The sequence below is a fragment of the Chryseobacterium sp. POL2 genome, from assembly GCF_011058315.1.
GTDB lineage: Bacteria > Bacteroidota > Bacteroidia > Flavobacteriales > Weeksellaceae > Soonwooa.
On record NZ_CP049298.1, the window covers coordinates 642,159 to 659,448 of the forward strand.

General features: G+C 34.8%; 18 protein-coding genes. 6 read left to right on the forward strand and 12 right to left on the reverse strand.

Annotation, left to right across the window (positions count from 1 at the left end; translation table 11 throughout):
• Positions 1–19 precede the first annotated feature (19 nt).
• The 3 genes from G6R40_RS03045 to G6R40_RS03055 all read left to right on the forward strand — a co-directional run bounded on the left by G6R40_RS03045 (position 20) and on the right by G6R40_RS03055 (position 2,975).
• A complete protein-coding gene (locus G6R40_RS03045; protein ID WP_165131355.1) occupies positions 20–949 on the forward strand; it encodes a mevalonate kinase in 930 nt (309 codons plus the stop codon).
• A gap of 5 nt (positions 950–954) precedes the next feature.
• Entirely contained in the window at positions 955–1,878 is a 924-nt protein-coding gene (locus G6R40_RS03050) for a UbiA family prenyltransferase (protein ID WP_165131358.1), read from the forward strand.
• A gap of 68 nt (positions 1,879–1,946) precedes the next feature.
• Positions 1,947–2,975: a pseudouridine synthase gene (locus tag G6R40_RS03055; protein ID WP_165131361.1), complete on the forward strand. Its 1,029-nt coding sequence runs from the start codon at positions 1,947–1,949 to the stop codon at positions 2,973–2,975.
• A gap of 48 nt (positions 2,976–3,023) precedes the next feature.
• On the opposite strand, the gene G6R40_RS03060 is transcribed toward G6R40_RS03055, so the two are convergent.
• Together G6R40_RS03060 and pncA are read right to left on the reverse strand one after the other, a co-directional pair.
• Positions 3,024–3,593 carry a hypothetical protein gene (locus G6R40_RS03060; protein ID WP_165131364.1) on the reverse strand — a complete coding sequence of 190 codons (570 nt, stop codon included), beginning with the start codon at positions 3,591–3,593 and terminating at the stop codon, positions 3,024–3,026.
• 75 nt (positions 3,594–3,668) lie between these two features.
• Positions 3,669–4,274, reverse strand: coding sequence for a bifunctional nicotinamidase/pyrazinamidase (gene pncA / locus G6R40_RS03065; RefSeq protein WP_165131367.1), 606 nt, complete (start codon positions 4,272–4,274; stop codon positions 3,669–3,671).
• 169 nt (positions 4,275–4,443) lie between these two features.
• Here pncA and G6R40_RS03070 point away from each other — a divergent pair, with 169 nt between their 5' ends.
• Entirely contained in the window at positions 4,444–5,034 is a 591-nt protein-coding gene (locus G6R40_RS03070; RefSeq protein ID WP_165131370.1) for a Crp/Fnr family transcriptional regulator, read from the forward strand.
• A 67-nt stretch (positions 5,035–5,101) separates the two neighbouring features.
• Here G6R40_RS03070 and G6R40_RS03075 read toward each other — a convergent pair whose 3' ends face one another.
• The 6 genes from G6R40_RS03075 to G6R40_RS03100 all read right to left on the reverse strand — a co-directional run bounded on the left by G6R40_RS03075 (position 5,102) and on the right by G6R40_RS03100 (position 11,198).
• The gene (locus G6R40_RS03075) at positions 5,102–6,643 is read right to left on the reverse strand and encodes an acyl-CoA carboxylase subunit beta (RefSeq protein ID WP_165131373.1); all 1,542 of its coding nucleotides are present in this window, start codon (positions 6,641–6,643) and stop codon (positions 5,102–5,104) included.
• 8 nt (positions 6,644–6,651) lie between these two features.
• Positions 6,652–8,097 carry an acetyl-CoA carboxylase biotin carboxylase subunit gene (accC, locus tag G6R40_RS03080; RefSeq protein WP_165131376.1) on the reverse strand — a complete coding sequence of 482 codons (1,446 nt, stop codon included), beginning with the start codon at positions 8,095–8,097 and terminating at the stop codon, positions 6,652–6,654.
• A gap of 27 nt (positions 8,098–8,124) precedes the next feature.
• Positions 8,125–8,610: an acetyl-CoA carboxylase biotin carboxyl carrier protein subunit gene (locus tag G6R40_RS03085; RefSeq protein WP_165131379.1), complete on the reverse strand. Its 486-nt coding sequence runs from the start codon at positions 8,608–8,610 to the stop codon at positions 8,125–8,127.
• Between the two features lie 39 nt (positions 8,611–8,649).
• Positions 8,650–9,309: a 3-oxoacid CoA-transferase subunit B gene (locus G6R40_RS03090; protein ID WP_165131382.1), complete on the reverse strand. Its 660-nt coding sequence runs from the start codon at positions 9,307–9,309 to the stop codon at positions 8,650–8,652.
• A gap of 99 nt (positions 9,310–9,408) precedes the next feature.
• Positions 9,409–10,824 (reverse strand): M56 family metallopeptidase, encoded by a 1,416-nt coding sequence (locus G6R40_RS03095; protein ID WP_165131387.1) that lies wholly within the window; start codon positions 10,822–10,824, stop codon positions 9,409–9,411.
• Positions 10,821–11,198, reverse strand: a complete 378-nt coding sequence (locus G6R40_RS03100; RefSeq protein WP_165131390.1) for a BlaI/MecI/CopY family transcriptional regulator — start codon at positions 11,196–11,198, stop codon at positions 10,821–10,823. The genes G6R40_RS03095 and G6R40_RS03100 overlap by 4 nt, the downstream gene beginning before the upstream one ends.
• An 88-nt stretch (positions 11,199–11,286) precedes the next feature.
• On the opposite strand from G6R40_RS03100, the gene G6R40_RS03105 reads away from it, so the two are divergent.
• Entirely contained in the window at positions 11,287–11,733 is a 447-nt protein-coding gene (locus G6R40_RS03105) for a GNAT family N-acetyltransferase (protein ID WP_165131393.1), read from the forward strand.
• Positions 11,734–11,750: 17 nt separating this feature from the next.
• Here G6R40_RS03105 and G6R40_RS03110 read toward each other — a convergent pair whose 3' ends face one another.
• The 4 genes from G6R40_RS03110 to G6R40_RS03125 all read right to left on the reverse strand — a co-directional run bounded on the left by G6R40_RS03110 (position 11,751) and on the right by G6R40_RS03125 (position 16,840).
• Positions 11,751–12,629 carry a polysaccharide deacetylase family protein gene (locus G6R40_RS03110; protein WP_165131396.1) on the reverse strand — a complete coding sequence of 293 codons (879 nt, stop codon included), beginning with the start codon at positions 12,627–12,629 and terminating at the stop codon, positions 11,751–11,753.
• 83 nt (positions 12,630–12,712) lie between these two features.
• Positions 12,713–13,402, reverse strand: coding sequence for an SIR2 family NAD-dependent protein deacylase (locus tag G6R40_RS03115; RefSeq protein WP_165131399.1), 690 nt, complete (start codon positions 13,400–13,402; stop codon positions 12,713–12,715).
• Positions 13,403–13,493: 91 nt separating this feature from the next.
• On the reverse strand, positions 13,494–16,172 hold the full coding sequence (locus tag G6R40_RS03120) for a heavy metal translocating P-type ATPase (RefSeq protein WP_165131402.1): 2,679 nt from the start codon (positions 16,170–16,172) through the stop codon (positions 13,494–13,496).
• A gap of 107 nt (positions 16,173–16,279) precedes the next feature.
• Positions 16,280–16,840: a helix-turn-helix domain-containing protein gene (locus G6R40_RS03125; protein WP_165131405.1), complete on the reverse strand. Its 561-nt coding sequence runs from the start codon at positions 16,838–16,840 to the stop codon at positions 16,280–16,282.
• Positions 16,841–16,955: 115 nt separating this feature from the next.
• Between G6R40_RS03125 and rpsO the strand changes: the two genes are divergently transcribed.
• Positions 16,956–17,225 carry a 30S ribosomal protein S15 gene (gene rpsO / locus G6R40_RS03130; protein WP_165131408.1) on the forward strand — a complete coding sequence of 90 codons (270 nt, stop codon included), beginning with the start codon at positions 16,956–16,958 and terminating at the stop codon, positions 17,223–17,225.
• The last annotated feature ends 65 nt before the right edge of the window (positions 17,226–17,290 follow it).

Sequence of the window (17,290 nt, forward strand, 5' to 3'; positions counted from 1 at the left end):
AAACACAGAAAAAGAAACGATGACCAATCCTTTATTTTACGCTAAAATCATCCTTTTCGGAGAATACGGAATGATAGAAAACTCGCAAGGCCTTGTTGTTCCGTATAGTTTTTATAAAGGAGCTTTGAAGTTTTCCGATCTTGCTTCAGATTTCGAAAAAAACTCCAATCAGCATCTTGCAAAATATGCTGAGTTTTTGGTAAGTCTTAATCTTCCAGGAAATTTCAAACTGGATATCGAGGCTTTTCAAAAAGATATTGCTGCTGGTTTGTTCTTTGATTCCAACATTCCACAAGGCTATGGTGTGGGAAGTTCTGGTGCTTTGGTTGCTGCAATTTTTGAAAAATATTCTTCTAAAAAACTTAGCCCCGACAATATTTCTAAAGATAATCTCAAAATTTTAAAAGCCATCTTCGGAGAAATGGAAAGCTATTTCCATGGAAAAAGTTCTGGGATGGATCCTTTGATTTGTTATATGAATCTTCCTATTCTTATCGAAAACAAGGAAAATTTAGATAAAGTTTCTATCCCGGATCATGCTACAGAAGGCAAAGGTGCAGTGTTTTTAATCGATTCCGGAATTACAGGCGAAACAGGACCGATGATTCAGATCTTCTTTGAAAAAATGAAAACTGAAGGTTTCCGCAAAACGCTGAAAGAAGAATTTATCCGCTACAATAACGCTTGCATTGATTCTTTTTTGAAAAAAGATATGAATCCTTTCTTTAAAAATCTAAAAAAATTATCAGTTTGGGCGTATGACCATTTCAAACCGATGATTCCAGAAAGCATTTATAATATTTGGAAAAAAGGAATTGATACAAATGCTTACTATCTTAAACTTTGCGGAAGTGGCGGTGGAGGCTATATTCTTGGATTTACAGAAGATTATGAAAAAGCAGAAAAAATGTTATCCGGATTTCAAAAAGAAGTGATTTACAGATTTTAATTTGCATGAGTCAAAACATACAAAAACGAACTAAAAATTTTGCCTATCGACTAAATCAGTTGATGGGCTTTATTTTGGGGGCACGCTTTTTTGTTGTGGGCTTATTGACTTTTGCATTGTACGTTTCGACGTTTTTTTTGTTCAACCGCGAAGAGTCTTTTAAGGCTTTTGTTTTTGATTATCACGCACATCTCATTATTCTTTGTTCAATTCTTAGTATCATGGCGGGCGGCATCATCAACCAATTTTATGACCGCGAAAAAGACCAAATTACCAAACCTTTCAGAAGTCGAATACAATCTTTCTTTGAACAAAAATATTTTCTTTATGCCTATGTCATTCTTAATGTTTTGGGCTTAGGAATTGCTTGGACACAGTCTTGGCGCGTTTTTATTTTCTTTTTAGTCTATCAATTTTTGATGTGGTTATACAGTCATAAACTAAGTAAAATACTACTAATTAACAACTTGACTTTCGTTGGACTAAGTATGTATCCCTTCTTCGGTATGTTGGTCTATTACAGAACTTTTACCCCGAAAGTCTTCTTTATGGCAATATTTCTTTTTTTGATGCTCATGATAATTGACATGACAAAAGATCTCTTAACCAAAAATGCTGATCGCGTTTTCGGCTACAAAACCATTGCTAATCAGTTCAAATCTATAACAGCGCGACGTATTATTATTCTGTTTTGCTTATTCGCTTTTGTGACATCATTAATTATTATAAAAGGTATTGGCCTACACAGCATTATGGCATTTTACTTTGCTGTAGGGCTTTTTGTTTTGATTGTTACGGTATTTTGGTTACTAAGAAATTATAGAAACGACAAAATAAATGCATTAACCATTCTAAAGTTTTGGATATTCATTGGGATTTTATCAATGCTATTCGATGGCATTTATTCACGCTTTAGTTGGGCAATTTAATAATTAATAAAAAAAAAGGCTTTTTAATATTGACTTAAAAAAGTCTATCTTTGCAAAAAATTTTGAATATGAGCAGAAACGAGAGAAATTCTTCAGACAGAAATAAAAAGACCGGAAATTTTGGAGGGAGAAAATCTTCTGATAATTCGCGTGGCTCACGAGGGGATTCAAAAAACTCATCAAAAGAAGGTGCTTCTTTTGAAAGAGGTGGAAAATTTGGAAAACCTAAAACGACCAGAGGTCGCGATTTTGATTCTCGCAACAAATACGAAGGCGGCGAGAGAAAATTTGGTCCTAAAAAACCATTTATCAAAAACGAAGAAGAAGGAGAGCGCGTAAAATCTTACATCCAAAAAAGAAAATTGGAAAAGCTTTCTAAAGCACCGAAAGAAACAATCAGACTTAATAAATATATTGCAAATTCTGGGATTTGTAGTAGGAGAGAGGCAGATGATCTTATTACACAAGGTCTTGTAGAAGTTAATGGCAAAGTGATTACAGAAATGGGATATCAAGTACAAAAAACGGATAGAGTCGTTTTTGATGGACAAGGTATAACACCAGAAAAACCTGTTTATGTTGTTCTTAACAAGCCCAAAGGCTACATCTCTACAACCAAAGACGAAAAGGCCAGAAAAACGGTTATGGACCTTGTAGCGAATGCTTCGCCATACAGATTATTTCCTGTTGGTCGCCTAGATCGCCAAACAACAGGTGTTATATTGTTAACGAATGATGGACACATGACCAAAAAGCTAACGCATCCATCATTTAATATGAAGAAAATTTACCATGTTACTCTGGATAGAAAATTATCTATTGAAGATCTTAAAAGCATTGGTGAAGGTATTCGTCTGGAGGAAGGTGTGGCAGAAGTAGACAGCATATCTTTTATCGAAGGAAAACCTAAAAATGAAATCGGTATCGAAATCCATATTGGTTGGAATCGCGTTGTAAGACGTATTTTCCAAAAGCTAGGTTACGAAGTAGAATCTTTGGATCGCGTGATGTTTGCAGGATTAACCAAGAAAAATATCAAACGTGGACATTGGAGAATTCTTACCGAATTAGAAGTCAATAATTTGAAAATGTTATAAAAAAGCGCTGAAATATTTCAGCGCTTTTTTATTGGTAATATCTAAACTTTAGAAAGCATAAGAAAAGCCAGCTTGCACAAGGCCTCTTGTACCAATGCTCGGCTCCAGAAATACGCCAAAACTTCCACCATATCTCACACCAATTGGCATAATGTTAAAAGCTAAAAAAGTGTCATTCGCTTTTTGAACTTTTGAATTAAAATCGACATATTCCACATTTCTGAATAACGCCCCCACAGACGCCCCCGAATAAAAACGCCATTTGCTATCCGCATCTGACCAGAAATAATCGACTTTCGGAAGAACAGAGAAATAAGATTGCTCTTTGTAAGAGGTTCCATTTTCGCTAAAAGTCTCTACATTAGCTTCTAGACCGTAACGCCATTTCATATCTTGGCTATAAACAGTTCCTGCAATGGTGAAAACCCCTTTGCTGTTCGGAAGAACAACGTCATCTCCTCCAAAAATTGCTTTACCTGCTACCTCACCAATTCCTTTCAGAATAGAATCTGCAACGCCAAAAAGAGAACTTGTACCATAGCCTGCAGAGATTTCAAATTTTTGAGCATTCATCATGGACAATCCACCTAAAGCTGCTAACAAAAATAGTTTTTTCATGGTTTTATAATTTTATTTATCCATGCAAAAATAATTAAACTTATTTATAAATAAACAAATATTATTGAATTTTCCTTAACCAATAATAGTTACATGATGCTCTAGCAAATCATAAATCGTATTTTTGGCACTTTCTGGTTTTACGTTAACCGCTCTTGTACCTTGAAAATGCAACATAGGGACAAATCCTGCTTCCATTGCATCCAGACATGTATATTTCACACAATAATCAAGCGCTAGACCTACAATTTCTACAATTTGGATGTCATGATATTTAAGATAATCTTCTAATCCTGTTTTTACAAAATGGTTGTTATCTTGAAAAGCACTATAACTATCAATTTCGGGATTGACACCTTTTTGAATAATTTTTGTTGCTTTAGAAACGTCTAGATCTTTATGAAACTCTGCGCCGTGCGTACCTTGCACACAATGATCTGGCCACATAAACTGCGGAATACCATTCATAATAATTGTTTCGCCAACGTTTCTGTTGTTATTAACGGCAAAAGATTTATGATTAGCAGGATGCCAATCTTGGGTCAATATAATTTCGTCGTAGTTGCCTTTTTCCATGAGTGTATTAATGAAAGGGATAATTTCGCTTGCTCCAGGAACGGCCAAACTTCCACCTTCACAAAAATCATTTTGAACATCTACTACTAATAAGGCTTTCTTCATGAGATAATATTTTTACAAATTTAGTTTAAAGACTTTGTTTGCGCTAACAACTTACAGCAATTGTACCAAATTATTAATTGGTACATATTGTCATATTTTTGAAAGAAAAATTATGCTGTTATTAATATAAGAATTAGTATTTTTAAACTTTAAAACGCTTTTGATAGAAATGCTAAAAAATTTCCATAAACATTTGTCAGAAATCCTGGACGTTCCTGAAGAAAATATTCAAAAATGTGCCATACATTACGATATTCGATTTTTTAAAAAAGGGAGTATGTTGGTGCAAGAAGGCGAGGCGTCTGCAGATCGGTTTTTTGTTGAAACAGGCTTGTTAAGGATGTTTTCTATTGATAAAAATGGTAAAGAACATGTTATTCAGTTTGCACCAGAAGGCTGGATTATATCGGACTCCACCAGTCAATTACTTAATGAGAAATCTAGATTTTATGTGGAAGCAATAGAAGATTCGGAAATCGTTGTATTGTCTGATGATTTCTTTTTTAATCTTGGCGAAATCTATCCTCAAGTTGCTGAGAAAAATCAAAGATTGATGCTGAATCATATTAAAAATCTTCAGAACCGTGTCAACGCTTTGATTAGTACAACCGCAGAAGAACGTTATATGGAATTTCTGAAAAAATATCCTAACATTATGCTACGCGTTCCGCAATGGATGGTGGCTTCTTATTTAGGAATAACGCCAGAAAGCCTTAGTCGTGTCCGAAAGGAATTGGCTAAGAAAAACTTTGAAGTTTGAATTTAAAATATCATAAACAAAAAAGGAACAGATTAACTGCTCCTTTTTTTGTCTCAAAACATTCATTTTACAAAGGAATATTTCCGTGTTTTCTTGTTGGTCTTTCCACGAATTTGTTTTCCAACATTGCAAAAGCTTTAATCAATTTTCTTCTGGTATCTTCTGGGAAGATAACTTCATCTATAAAGCCTCTTTGAGCCGCTGTATATGGATTCGCAAATTTTTCGGCATATTCTGCTTCTTTCTCTGCCAATTTAGCAGCGGGATCAGCCGCTTCGGCAATTTCTCTTTTAAAAATAATTTCTGAAGCGCCTTTTGCACCCATTACTGCAATCTCAGCAGACGGCCAAGCGAAGTTCATATCTGCACCGATGTGTTTAGAGTTCATCACGTCATAAGCGCCACCGTAAGCTTTTCTCGTAATAATAGTCACTTTTGGTACTGTAGCTTCAGATAACGCGTACAATAATTTAGCACCGTGGGTGATAATTCCGTTCCATTCTTGATCCGTTCCTGGCAAGAAACCAGGCACATCTACCAACACTAATAATGGAATATTGAAAGCATCACAAAAACGTGTAAATCTAGCGGCTTTTATAGAACTGTTAACATCCAAACATCCTGCTAAGAACATTGGGTTATTCGCTACAATACCGATACTTCTTCCAGCAATTCTGGCAAAACCTACAACAATATTTTCAGCATAATTTTTATGAATTTCAAAGAACGAATCCTCATCGATCAAATGCCCAATAACGTCATGCATGTCGTAAGGTTTGTTGGCATTGTCAGGAATAATGTTTTTTAAATCCTCGCGAAGTTCATCATTTAATTCATAATCTAAACTTGGTGCAGTTTCTTGATTATTTTGTGGAAGATAACTTAATAAAGTTTTAACATCTTCAAGACATTCTACATCGTTAGCAGAAGTTGTATGAGCAACACCAGACTTTGTAGAATGCGTTGATGCGCCACCCAATTCTTCTGATGTTACTTCTTCGTTGGTAACCGTTTTAACAACGTTTGGACCCGTTACGAACATGTAAGACGTATTCTCAACCATCATGGTAAAATCTGTCATCGCTGGTGAATATACCGCGCCACCAGCACAAGGTCCCATAATCGCAGAAATTTGAGGAATAACACCAGAGGCTTGTACATTTCTGAAGAATATGTCAGCATAGCCACCCAAAGATCTTACACCTTCTTGGATACGAGCTCCACCAGAATCGTTAAGCCCAACCATCGGTGCGCCAACTTTAACTGCCATATCCATGATTTTACAAATTTTCTCAGCATGCGTTTCGGACAATGCGCCACCAAAGACCGTAAAATCCTGAGCAAAAGCATAAGTCAAACGTCCATTAACGGTACCATAACCCGTGATAACACCATCGCCTAAATAATATTCTTTATCCATACCAAAATCTTTGGTACGGTGTGTTATGAAAGCACCAATCTCTTCAAAAGAACCTTCATCAAAGAAATATTCGATACGCTCTCTAGCAGTTAATTTTTTCTTAGCGTGTTGCGTTGCAATTCTTTTTTCGCCACCGCCCAATTTAGACTCCGCTAATTTTTTATTTAATAGGTCTATTTTATTTTTCATGATTTAATTTAGAATTGATTAGGGACACGCAGTAATTTTTGATCTTCCAAATATTGTTTAAGTGCTACTAAAGCAGCAACTTCAGCTTCTTTAGCTTGATTCTCCACAATAATTTCTGGACTGTAATATTTCTTAACAAAATTGGTGTCAAAATTTCCAGAACGGAATGCCTCGTGATCGAACACAAAACTACCGAAAGGAAGCGTTGTGCTAACGCCTTCAACTTTATAATCCTGAATGGCTACTAGCATTTTCTCAATAGCTTCGTTACGGTCTTTTCCGTGAACGATTAATTTTGAAAGCATTGGATCGTAATAGATAGGAACATCCATCCCTTCGGCAAAACCATCATCCACACGGATGCCATCTCCAGTTGGCGGTTGGTAAGTCGTTAAAGTCCCAACGCTTGGCAAGAAATCGTTAAGAGGATCTTCGGCGTACACTCTCAATTCTAAAGCGTGACCATTTATTGTTAAATCTTCTTGTTTTATTGGAAGTTCTTCACCTCGCGCTACGCGAATCTGAAGTTCTACCAAGTCCATTCCTGTAATCATTTCTGTTACGGGATGTTCAACTTGAAGACGTGTGTTCATTTCTAGGAAATAGAAATTTTTGTTTTCATCCAACAAAAACTCCACCGTTCCAGCGCCAAGATAATCACAAGACTTAGCCACTTTAACCGCAGCTTCGCCCATTGCTTTTCTAATTTCTGGAGTCAAAACAGCAGAAGGTGCTTCTTCAACAACTTTTTGGTGACGACGTTGTACAGAACATTCTCTTTCGAATAAATAAAGAATATTGCCATGATCGTCCGCCATAACTTGGATTTCGATATGCTTTGGAGAAGCCACATATTTTTCAATGAAAACAGAACCATCACCGAAAGCAGAAGTTGCTTCGGAAATTGCGCGTTGCATTTGAGACTCGAATTCGCCTTCGTTTTCTACAACACGCATACCTTTTCCGCCGCCACCAGCAGATGCTTTAATCAAAATAGGGAAGCCAATTTTTACGGCAACCTTCTTCGCTTTTTCAACATCGGTAATCGCTTCATCAAGACCAGGCACCATTGGGATATCATAGGCTTTTACAGCTTCTTTAGCTGCCAGCTTGCTTCCCATAACGTGGATTGCTTTGGATCTTGGACCGATAAATGTAATATTGTTAGCTTCAGCTTTTTCAGCAAATTCAGCATTTTCTGATAAAAAACCATAACCTGGGTGAATCCCATCAACATGTAGTTTTTTACAAACTTCAATGATTTTGTCACCTAAAAGATAGGATTGATTAGAAGGCGCTTCGCCGATACACACCGCTTCGTCAGCAAATTTAACATGTGGCGATTGGCGGTCGGCCACGGAGTAAACAGCCACCGTTTTGATGCCCATTTTTTTTGCCGTTTTCATGACTCTTAATGCGATTTCGCCACGATTTGCTACAAGTATTTTTTTCATTTTTAACTTAATCGTAATTTCTAAAATTTATTCGAACTCTATTAATAATTGACCTTTGTCAACCGCCTGACCTTTTTCTACCGCGATGGATTTTATCACACCTTGGCGTGGCGAGTAAAAGCTGTTTTCCATCTTCATGGCCTCAAGTATCAAAAGATTGTCACCTTCCTGAACTTCTTGTCCTACGTTAACCGCAATTTCTAAAATAAGTCCTGGCATTGGCGCTTTTATAGCGTTAACCTGTTTCGCTTTACCAACTTCAAAACCCATGTCTTTGATGAGTTTATCGAGTTCGTTTTCGATGTTAACCTCATAGATGTTGTTGTTAACATTTACTTTGTAAGATTTGTGCTGAAAGTCAGCTTCTAAAATTTCCGCGTGATAAGATTGGTCATCGCGTAGAACGTGAAAATGCTCGGCATCCAAGCTTGCAACATCAACCGCTTTAATCTGCTCTTCGGTCAACTCATAACGTTGAGTGCCATTAACCGAAGCATTAAAGGTTTTTCCCATATTCTTCTTATTGATATTTATTTGTAGAGTTTTATAAATTTAGAATGTCATTTCTGGCGTATTATCGTCGGCAACCAATTTACCAAGCGTTGCTTTTTTAATATCTTCTACAGAAACACCTGGCGCTCTTTCTAAAAGCTTGAAACCGCCTTCTGAAAGGACTTCGTAAACGCCTAGCTCTGTCACAATTTTTTTTATACATTTCACACCGGTTAAAGGTAAGCTACATTCTGATAAAAGTTTGCTTTCCCCATATTTATTAACTTGTTGCATTGCCACGATAATATTTTTAGCCGAAGCTACCAAATCCATTGCGCCGCCCATGCCTTTCACCATTTTGCCAGGAATTTTCCAATTGGCGATATCCCCATTTTCTGAAACTTCCATAGCACCAAGAATTGTTAAATCCACTTTTTGTGCTCGAATCATCCCAAAACTCATTGCAGAATCAAAAACTGCAGAACCAGGAAGTGTTGTAATGGTTTGTTTTCCGGCATTAATAAGATCGGCATCTTCTTCACCTTCTATTGGGAAAGGTCCCATGCCTAGAAGCCCATTTTCGGACTGTAACACAACATTAATACCTTTTGGAATATAATTGGCAACCAAAGTCGGAATACCAATTCCTAAATTAACATACGAATTATTCTTAATTTCCTTAGCGATACGCTGGGCAATTTGCTCTTTTGTAAGACTCATTATTAATAAATTATGATGCTTTAAAGTTAAGATTTTTTTGCGTTAGTGAGTGCTATAAAATAAAAAAGAACCTTAAAAAAGACTCTTTTTATTATTCTGTTATTTTCTTGGATGTGTAGGAGGCGATGGCGGCGGCGGCGTACTTCCATCTCCATGAAACTGCATCGTGACTGGAATTTTAAAATAAGAAGCCACAGTTTTGTTATCTTTTTCTGCTGGTTTCCAAGTGGTATTATTTCCTATTTTCTGAATGGCTACTTCTACAGCTTTATTAAATATATTGTTAAGTCCAGTCGTTTTAATATCTACAATTTTACCATTTGCATCAACTTTTATCAAGGCGCTAGAAGTAATGTTTCCACCAATATTTCCAATTTCTGTAAGATCCATTTCCATTGCTAAAGCTTTTCTAAATGCAGACATACCACCAGGAAATTCAGCAGGAATATCCACATCATCAGTTTTTGTTTCGTTTACTTTTTTACTCTTTTTAAAGGCTTTTAAAGAAATTTGGTTTTGTTTCACGGTGTCAGAAACTTTTATTTCTTTTTTATTAATTGAAGTAGAAATGGGTTTTTCTTCTTGATAATTTTCTTTAAAATCAGAAAGAGAAGTTTTGTTTTCGGTTTTCACCAATGCGCTTTTACTTATAGCTTGCTTTGCAAAAATTGGTGTTTTAACTTTCTCAGCAAAAAGAAAAGCAACGCCACAAGTGAAAAGAACAGAGCCCAAAACCCTAGCTTTTAATTTTTTGTTTTGTGAAGTGTTCATCATATTAAATCTTTTTTTGGTGTTGTTATTTTGTTTAAAACTTTGGACTAAAGAATATTGCTGCAAAAGAATTTCTTGATAAATAATTTTTTGATAATGTTTAATTTCAACTTGCTCCAAAACCTTATCATCTGCCAAGAATTCATGATTTGTATTCATCGCTTTTCTATAAAAATAAACGGCAGGATTTAACCAAAAAACAGCTTTTAAAATTTCTATCCATAAAATGTCAAAACTATGTTTCTGTGTTATGTGTGCTTGCTCATGGACAAAAACACAATCATCAATCTCATGATTTTCAAACTTCTTTTGGTTGACAAAAATCGTTTGCCAAAAGCTATAAGCTGTTATATCTTCTTTGATCAATGCGATTTTGAATTCTTTATAAATCAATTTCTTTGAGACTCTTTTCATTTTTAAAATTTGAAAAATCTGAAATCCAAATCTCAATAACAAAAGACAAGAAATCCCAATATATAAGTAAAAACCTATCTGTGAAAAATCTCTTTGCAAAGTATTTTCTGCAATGTCCGTTTCAAAATTTCCATTTTCTAAAGTTGTTGTATTTTGTATTACATAAGTCCCAAATGGAATTTCTAAAAACGGAATCATCAAACTAAAAACCAAACTTCCTAACAAGAAAAACCTTTTGAAATGGTGATTCTTTTGGTTTTCTAAGAACAAATAATAGAAAATAATTAATAAACTACTTGCAAAAATTATTTTCAAATAAATCGGAATCATGACTTCGGATTTTCAATTTTCTTATCGATCATTTCGCGCAATTCTTTCAATTCTTCTTGACTTAATTTGGCATTCTGAGTAAAAAATGATGCAAATTGACTAACAGAGCTTCCAAAAAAATTGTTAATCATACTTTTCATTTCCATCGAAAAATATTGCGCTTTATCAATCTTGGGAAAATATTCCCGCGAATTGCCGTACAATTCGTAACCTACAAAATCTTTGTTTTGCATTCTTTTCAGCAAAGTTGCGATGGTTGTCGTCGCTGGTTTGGGCTCAGGAAAAGCTTCTATCAAATCTTTCATAAAGACTTTTTCTTTCTCCCAAAGAATTTGCATGACTTCTTTTTCTGCTTCAGTTAATTTTAGTTTCATTCTACAATCAATTAATCAACTCTACAAATGTAGAACTAATTTTTATTTTACCAAATATTTTATACTTAACTTTGAAAAAAATTAAAAAATGAGTTTGAAAATTGATGTTGCAAAAATTAATGAAATAGATGCGCTAATGCCGATGATGAAAGACTTTTATGCCATTGATAATTATCCTTTTGATACAGAATTAACCCGCAAAAATTTTGAAATTTTCATCAACAATTCCAATTTGGGACAATGTTTTTTATTAAAAGACGACAGTGGAATAGTGGGTTATATGATTCTCAATTTTCTCTTCAGTTTTGAATTTGGTGGCATGATGTGTTTCCTAGACGAACTCTATGTAAAACCCGAAGCACAAGGTAAAAAATATGGGGGAAAAGCTGTAGAATTTGCACAGAATTTTGCGAAAGAAAAAGATTTAAAAATGATGTTCCTAGAAATCGAAAATCATAACGAACGCGCCATGCATTTATACAAAAAACTAGGATTCGAGATGCATAAAAGAAGTATTATGACCTACGAAACCTAATTGTTTTTTTAAAAAAATTAGTTCAAAATATCGTTAATCTTAGGATATTCTGATATTTTTTTGAATACAAAACGCTGACTTTCTTGTAATTTTTGGATAAACAAATCCAATTCTTTAACCGAAACTTCATCATCCAAATATTGATCATGTGTTAACAAAACCAAATGTCGTGGTGTTTTTTCAAGATCATTGTAAAAAATACTATCGACTTTTTTAATCATTTCTGCATGATTATTTTTCAGCTTCATATCAGCAGTTGCGCGCCATTCGAGATCCCAACCAACCAATTTGAAGCCAGCACTTTGCAATTTGTCCGCAGCTTTTGTTGATGATTTTATATCCGTCGCTGTTACACCGTTAATTCTCCAAATATTACGACCGGGCGTTCTGGCAATGGGATTAAGAAGTTTCAGACTATCACGTAGAATTTTAAAATCCTGAACCACAACTTCTGGATTACGATAAAATTTGGAATATTTATTATTGGCGTGACTGTAACTGTGGTTCGCAATTTCTATCAAAGAATCTTGTTGCAAATCGTAAAAATCATCCATTTGTTTTTGGCTTCCGACAATATGCTTTCCAACAACAAAAGACGTTGCTACAACCTGATGTTTGTTAAGAATTGTCATCAAATTTTTTGTACCACGATTGGGGCCATCATCAAAAGTAAGATAGATAGAACGCTTGTCAGAATCCTCATTTTTTAATAAATCAATATCTTCAACTTTGGGGACATTTTTCTCAGTTAGTGGTTTGACTTTTAACTGTTCAAAAGTATTAAAATCTTCAGCTTCTTTTTTGCAAGAACTAAAGACAATTGCACTGGCGAAAGTCAACACAACAGAACCTAAAAAGACTTTATAAAAAGACCTTTTAGAAGAAAAATGCTTCATAAAATTAATGGGAATTAAATTGTTAAAAAATGTTAATTAATCTTAAAACCTCATAACAATTTGAGTGCCATATTTTCTTAAAATTACTTTTTTGTGGGAAAATAATTTTTAAATTTTTCCATTCCTTCTGTTGCTGAGGTTTTAAAACAATTTTCTTTGTTTTTAAACATTGAAAAATCCAAATTTGGATCAATCACAAAAATATCGCAATTCTCTGGAACATAATGTACCAACCCAGCTGCAGGATAGACTTGCAAAGAGGTTCCGACAACCAAGAAAACATCTGCATTAGAAGCAATTTCTTTGGCATTATCCATTTCGGGAACCATTTCTCCAAACCATACAATATGCGGTCTCAACTGTATGCCATTTTCGTCCAAATCACCAAGATGCAAATCGTCTTCCCAAACTATCGCATCGGTTTCCGAATTGACTGGTCTGGCTTTGCGAAGTTCGCCATGCAAATGCATGACTTTGGAAGAACCTGCGCGCTCATGCAAATCATCAACATTTTGGGTGATAATATAAACATCAAAATCATCTTCTAACTCAGCTAGAATCTGGTGTGCTTTGTTAGGTTTAACTTCTTTGAGTTGTCTGCGTCTAAGATTATAAAATTCCAAAACCAATTCAGGATTTCTCGCAAAACCTTCAGGACTTGCTACCTCTTCGATAGGGTGATTTTCCCACAAACCATTGGCATCTCGAAAAGTTGAAATTCCGCTTTCAGCACTAATTCCGGCACCCGATAAAACGACTAATTTTTTCTTCATCTTAAAACTGATTTTGACGTTTAAAATATAAAAAACGTGTTGATAAACTAAACAAGCTTTTACAAAGGTCTTCACTCTCGATTCTTGACTCTTATTTCACTTCCAAATTGACACCATTCAATCGTAGAGAATTCAAAATTACTGAAAGTGAGCTGAAACTCATCGCAGCAGCAGCTATCATTGGGGATAATAAAATCCCGAAGAAAGGGTAGAGCAGTCCAGCAGCTAAAGGAATTCCTAAGACATTGTAGATAAACGCAAAAAATAGATTTTCTTTGATGTTTTTCAAGAGTTTTTCACTCAATCTTTTTGCTTTTGCAACACCAAGGATATCGCCTTTTAACAAAGTAATTTCCGCACTTTCCATCGCAACATCGGTTCCTGTTCCCATGGCAATTCCGATATTGGATTGTGCAAGAGCTGGAGCATCGTTGATTCCATCACCCGTCATCGCTACAATTTTTCCTTCAGATTGAAGTTTTTTCACTTCATTCAATTTGTCTTGAGGAAGGCAATTCGCTTGATAATGTCTAATTCCAAGTGCATCTGCAACGGCTTTTGCAGTATGTTCGTTATCCCCCGTCATCATCATAATATCTACACCATCATTTAGAAGAAATTCTATAGCTTTTTTGGATGTTTCTTTTATTTTATCCGTAAAACTTACAAATCCTAAAACCTGATTTCCCTCCGCAACATAAGAAATAGTGTGTGCTTTAGATTGCACTTCTGTCGCTTTTTGTTTTAAACTTTCGGGAATTGAAATTTGATGAGAACTTAAAAGACTTTCGTTTCCTAAAAATACTTTTTTTCCATTGATATTTCCTTGAACACCTTTCCCAGAAACGTTTTCAAAGTTTTGAACTTTTTCGATATGAATATTTTCTTCTTTGGCTTTCTTTAAAACCGCATTAGAAAGTGGATGCTCAGAATTTTGATTGAGGGAAGCTGCTAACTGAAGAATATGAGTTGGATGTACATTTTCTAAAGTTTCAATATGTTCCAAAGATGGTTTTCCTTCGGTTAAAGTTCCTGTTTTATCGGTAATTAAAACATTTACTTTATTCATTTGTTCAAGAGCTTCGGCATTTTTAATCAGAATACCATTTTTGGCGCCTTTTCCAATTCCCACCATCAAAGACATTGGCGTTGCTAAACCCAAAGCGCACGGACAAGCGACAATTAAAACGGCAACCGCATTTACAAAAGCGAACAAGGTTTTCTGAGCTTCTGGACCGAAAATTTGCCATAAAATAAAGGTCAAAATAGCCACCGCAATTACCGTTGGAACAAATATTTTTGAAACTTTATCCGTTAATTTCTGAATAGGTGCTTTACTTCTGCTGGCTTCGTTCACCATTTTTATAATTTGAGAAAGCAAAGTTTCATCACCTACCTTTTCAGCTTTCATTAAGAAGACTTGGTTTCCGTTGATGGTTCCAGAAGTTACTTTATCATTTTCATTTTTCTCAACAGGAATAGGCTCTCCCGTAATCATAGATTCATCAATGGAGGAATTTCCTTCCATAATTTTACCATCTACAGGAATTTTTTCACCTGGTTTTACTTTTAAAATATCTCCAATTTTCACTTGATCTAAAGCCACTCTTCTTTCGGAATCTCCTTCCACCAAAGTAGCTTCATCAGGAGAAAGATTCATGAGTTCTTCAATGGCTTTACCCGTTTTTTTATGAGCCATGGCTTCCATCCACTGTCCAAGAATTACCAAAGTTAAAATAACACAAACTGCCTCAAAATAGAGTGGGATATTGCCATCGTGACCTTTTATTTCATGCGGAATCATATTGGGGAAAGCCAATGCAAAAATGCTGAATATAAATGCTGCAGCCACTCCCAAAGCAATTAAACTAAACATATTGAGGTTCCAAGTTTTAAAGGAAATCCAACCTCTTTTCATGAGAAACCAACCCGAATAAAATAAAACTGGAAGCGTTAAAAGAAGCTCTATATAAGCTTGAACATGGTGTGAAAATGGGAAATCTATCCACATTCCGCCCATCGACAAAATGAAAACAGGAAGTGTAAACGCCAAAGAAATCCAGAATTTTCGTTTTAGAATATTATAAGTTTCATCTTCAGAAATGCTATTTTTCTCTGGAATTTTCACCAAATCCATTCCGCAAATAGGGCAACTTCCAGGTTCATCACTCAAAATTTCTGGATGCATCGGACAAGTATATTGGGCTTTTTTCTTTTCGGGATATTTCACTAAATCCATCCCACAAACCGGACAACCCACATTAGAATCATAAACTTTGTCGCCCTCGCAATACATGGGACAATAATATTTTCCAGCTTGATCGTTATTGGTTATCGGTTGTTGGTTGTTGGTTGTTGGATGATTGGGATGGGAATGCTCGTCTTGATTCTTGGCTCTTGATTCTTGATTCTTTTCCTCAATAGGAACCAAATACATTTTACAAACGGGACATCTTTCACCTTGTTTGAAATACACTTTTTCGCCCTCACATTCCATTGGACAATAATAAACCGACGATGGAGAAACACGATCTTGAGGTTTTACAAAACTTTGATCTTTATTATTAGGATCTTGAAGTTTATAATTTCCAACTTTTGAAAGCGCTTCATTAAATTCTTCCAGCGTGAAATCTCTGTGTCCATGAATCACTGCTTCATTTTTTTCTAAGTTGACATCAGCGTGAATTCCATCTATATTATTAAGCGTTTCAGTGATTTTTTTCTGGCAGCCAGAGCAAGTCATTCCCAAAACTTCATATGTACGTTCCATAATCCTTGATTTTACAACACAAAATTGCTGAATGTAAATTGTAGTTTGTTATAAATTTAAGGAAAAGATGTATAGAATTTGGACTTTAGACAAAATTAATTCATAGCTTAAAACTCATCAAGTCCTTTTCTGTTATGATTTTTCAGTTTTTTAAATTCTGTTGGAGTAAAACCTGTATTGTTTTTGAATTGAGTTGAAAGATGCTGAACACTTTTGTAGCCCAGTTTTCCAGCGATTTCTGTTAAAGTAAATTCATTGTAGAGCAGGAGTTCTTTTACTTTTTCTATTTTTTGAAGAATAAAATATTGCTCGAGGGTTATATTTTCATTTTGAGAAAAATTCTTGGAAAGAGCGCTATAATCCCTATGCAAATTGCTACTTAAAAATTCTGACAAAAGAAAATCTTCATCCACATCCAACTCACTGATTTTTTGAATAATAAGCGTTTTAATTTTATCATTCAATTGAAGTACAGCATCTTTTATATGCTCAAAACCAGATTGTTCTAGTTTTTTCTCTAATTCTTTAAGTTGAATTTCAGAAAATGATTTTTTTGTTTTTACTTCGCCCAATTTTATTTCATCAACTGGAATATTTAATTCAGAAAAAATGCCTTTTACTGCAGCAACACAACGATTGCAGACCATATTTTTGATGAAAATTTGCATGAACTATTTTATTTAGGCTTAAAAGTATAAAAAATATAATAGCTGATAATAATATTCTAGAAAAAAAACATATCTTTGCACCCGAATTACATAATAATCATTAAATAATATTGGAATGTATTTAACAACAGAAAAGAAAGCGGAAATTTTCGCAAAACATGGTAAGTCAGCTACAGATACTGGTAGCGCAGAAGGGCAAATCGCATTGTTCACTTACAGAATTAATCATTTATCTCAACACTTAAAAGCTAATCACAAAGATTTCAACACAGAGAGATCTCTAGTGAAATTGGTAGGTAAGAGAAAAAGATTATTAGATTATCTTAAGAAAGTTGAAATCGCAAGATATAGAGCGATTATCGCTGAACTTGGAATTAGAAAATAATTCTCAGTCAAAAAGACAAACGAAAGCAACTCCAAAAGGGTTGCTTTTTTTATTGATATTAGTAT

Coding starts and splice junctions, on each gene's coding strand:
- G6R40_RS03110 (WP_165131396.1), bottom strand. CDS start 12,629: ATGAAGCATTTTTCTTCTAAAAGGTCTTTTTATAAAGTCTTTTTAGGT.
- G6R40_RS03045 (WP_165131355.1), top strand. CDS start 20: ATGACCAATCCTTTATTTTACGCTAAAATCATCCTTTTCGGAGAATAC.
- accC (WP_165131376.1), bottom strand. CDS start 8,097: ATGAAAAAAATACTTGTAGCAAATCGTGGCGAAATCGCATTAAGAGTC.
- G6R40_RS03055 (WP_165131361.1), top strand. CDS start 1,947: ATGAGCAGAAACGAGAGAAATTCTTCAGACAGAAATAAAAAGACCGGA.
- G6R40_RS03070 (WP_165131370.1), top strand. CDS start 4,444: ATGCTAAAAAATTTCCATAAACATTTGTCAGAAATCCTGGACGTTCCT.
- G6R40_RS03105 (WP_165131393.1), top strand. CDS start 11,287: ATGAGTTTGAAAATTGATGTTGCAAAAATTAATGAAATAGATGCGCTA.
- G6R40_RS03125 (WP_165131405.1), bottom strand. CDS start 16,840: ATGCAAATTTTCATCAAAAATATGGTCTGCAATCGTTGTGTTGCTGCA.
- G6R40_RS03100 (WP_165131390.1), bottom strand. CDS start 11,198: ATGAAACTAAAATTAACTGAAGCAGAAAAAGAAGTCATGCAAATTCTT.
- G6R40_RS03095 (WP_165131387.1), bottom strand. CDS start 10,824: ATGATTCCGATTTATTTGAAAATAATTTTTGCAAGTAGTTTATTAATT.
- G6R40_RS03120 (WP_165131402.1), bottom strand. CDS start 16,172: ATGGAACGTACATATGAAGTTTTGGGAATGACTTGCTCTGGCTGCCAG.
- G6R40_RS03060 (WP_165131364.1), bottom strand. CDS start 3,593: ATGAAAAAACTATTTTTGTTAGCAGCTTTAGGTGGATTGTCCATGATG.
- G6R40_RS03115 (WP_165131399.1), bottom strand. CDS start 13,402: ATGAAGAAAAAATTAGTCGTTTTATCGGGTGCCGGAATTAGTGCTGAA.
- G6R40_RS03050 (WP_165131358.1), top strand. CDS start 955: ATGAGTCAAAACATACAAAAACGAACTAAAAATTTTGCCTATCGACTA.
- G6R40_RS03075 (WP_165131373.1), bottom strand. CDS start 6,643: ATGAAAAATAAAATAGACCTATTAAATAAAAAATTAGCGGAGTCTAAA.
- pncA (WP_165131367.1), bottom strand. CDS start 4,274: ATGAAGAAAGCCTTATTAGTAGTAGATGTTCAAAATGATTTTTGTGAA.
- G6R40_RS03090 (WP_165131382.1), bottom strand. CDS start 9,309: ATGAGTCTTACAAAAGAGCAAATTGCCCAGCGTATCGCTAAGGAAATT.
- rpsO (WP_165131408.1), top strand. CDS start 16,956: ATGTATTTAACAACAGAAAAGAAAGCGGAAATTTTCGCAAAACATGGT.
- G6R40_RS03085 (WP_165131379.1), bottom strand. CDS start 8,610: ATGGGAAAAACCTTTAATGCTTCGGTTAATGGCACTCAACGTTATGAG.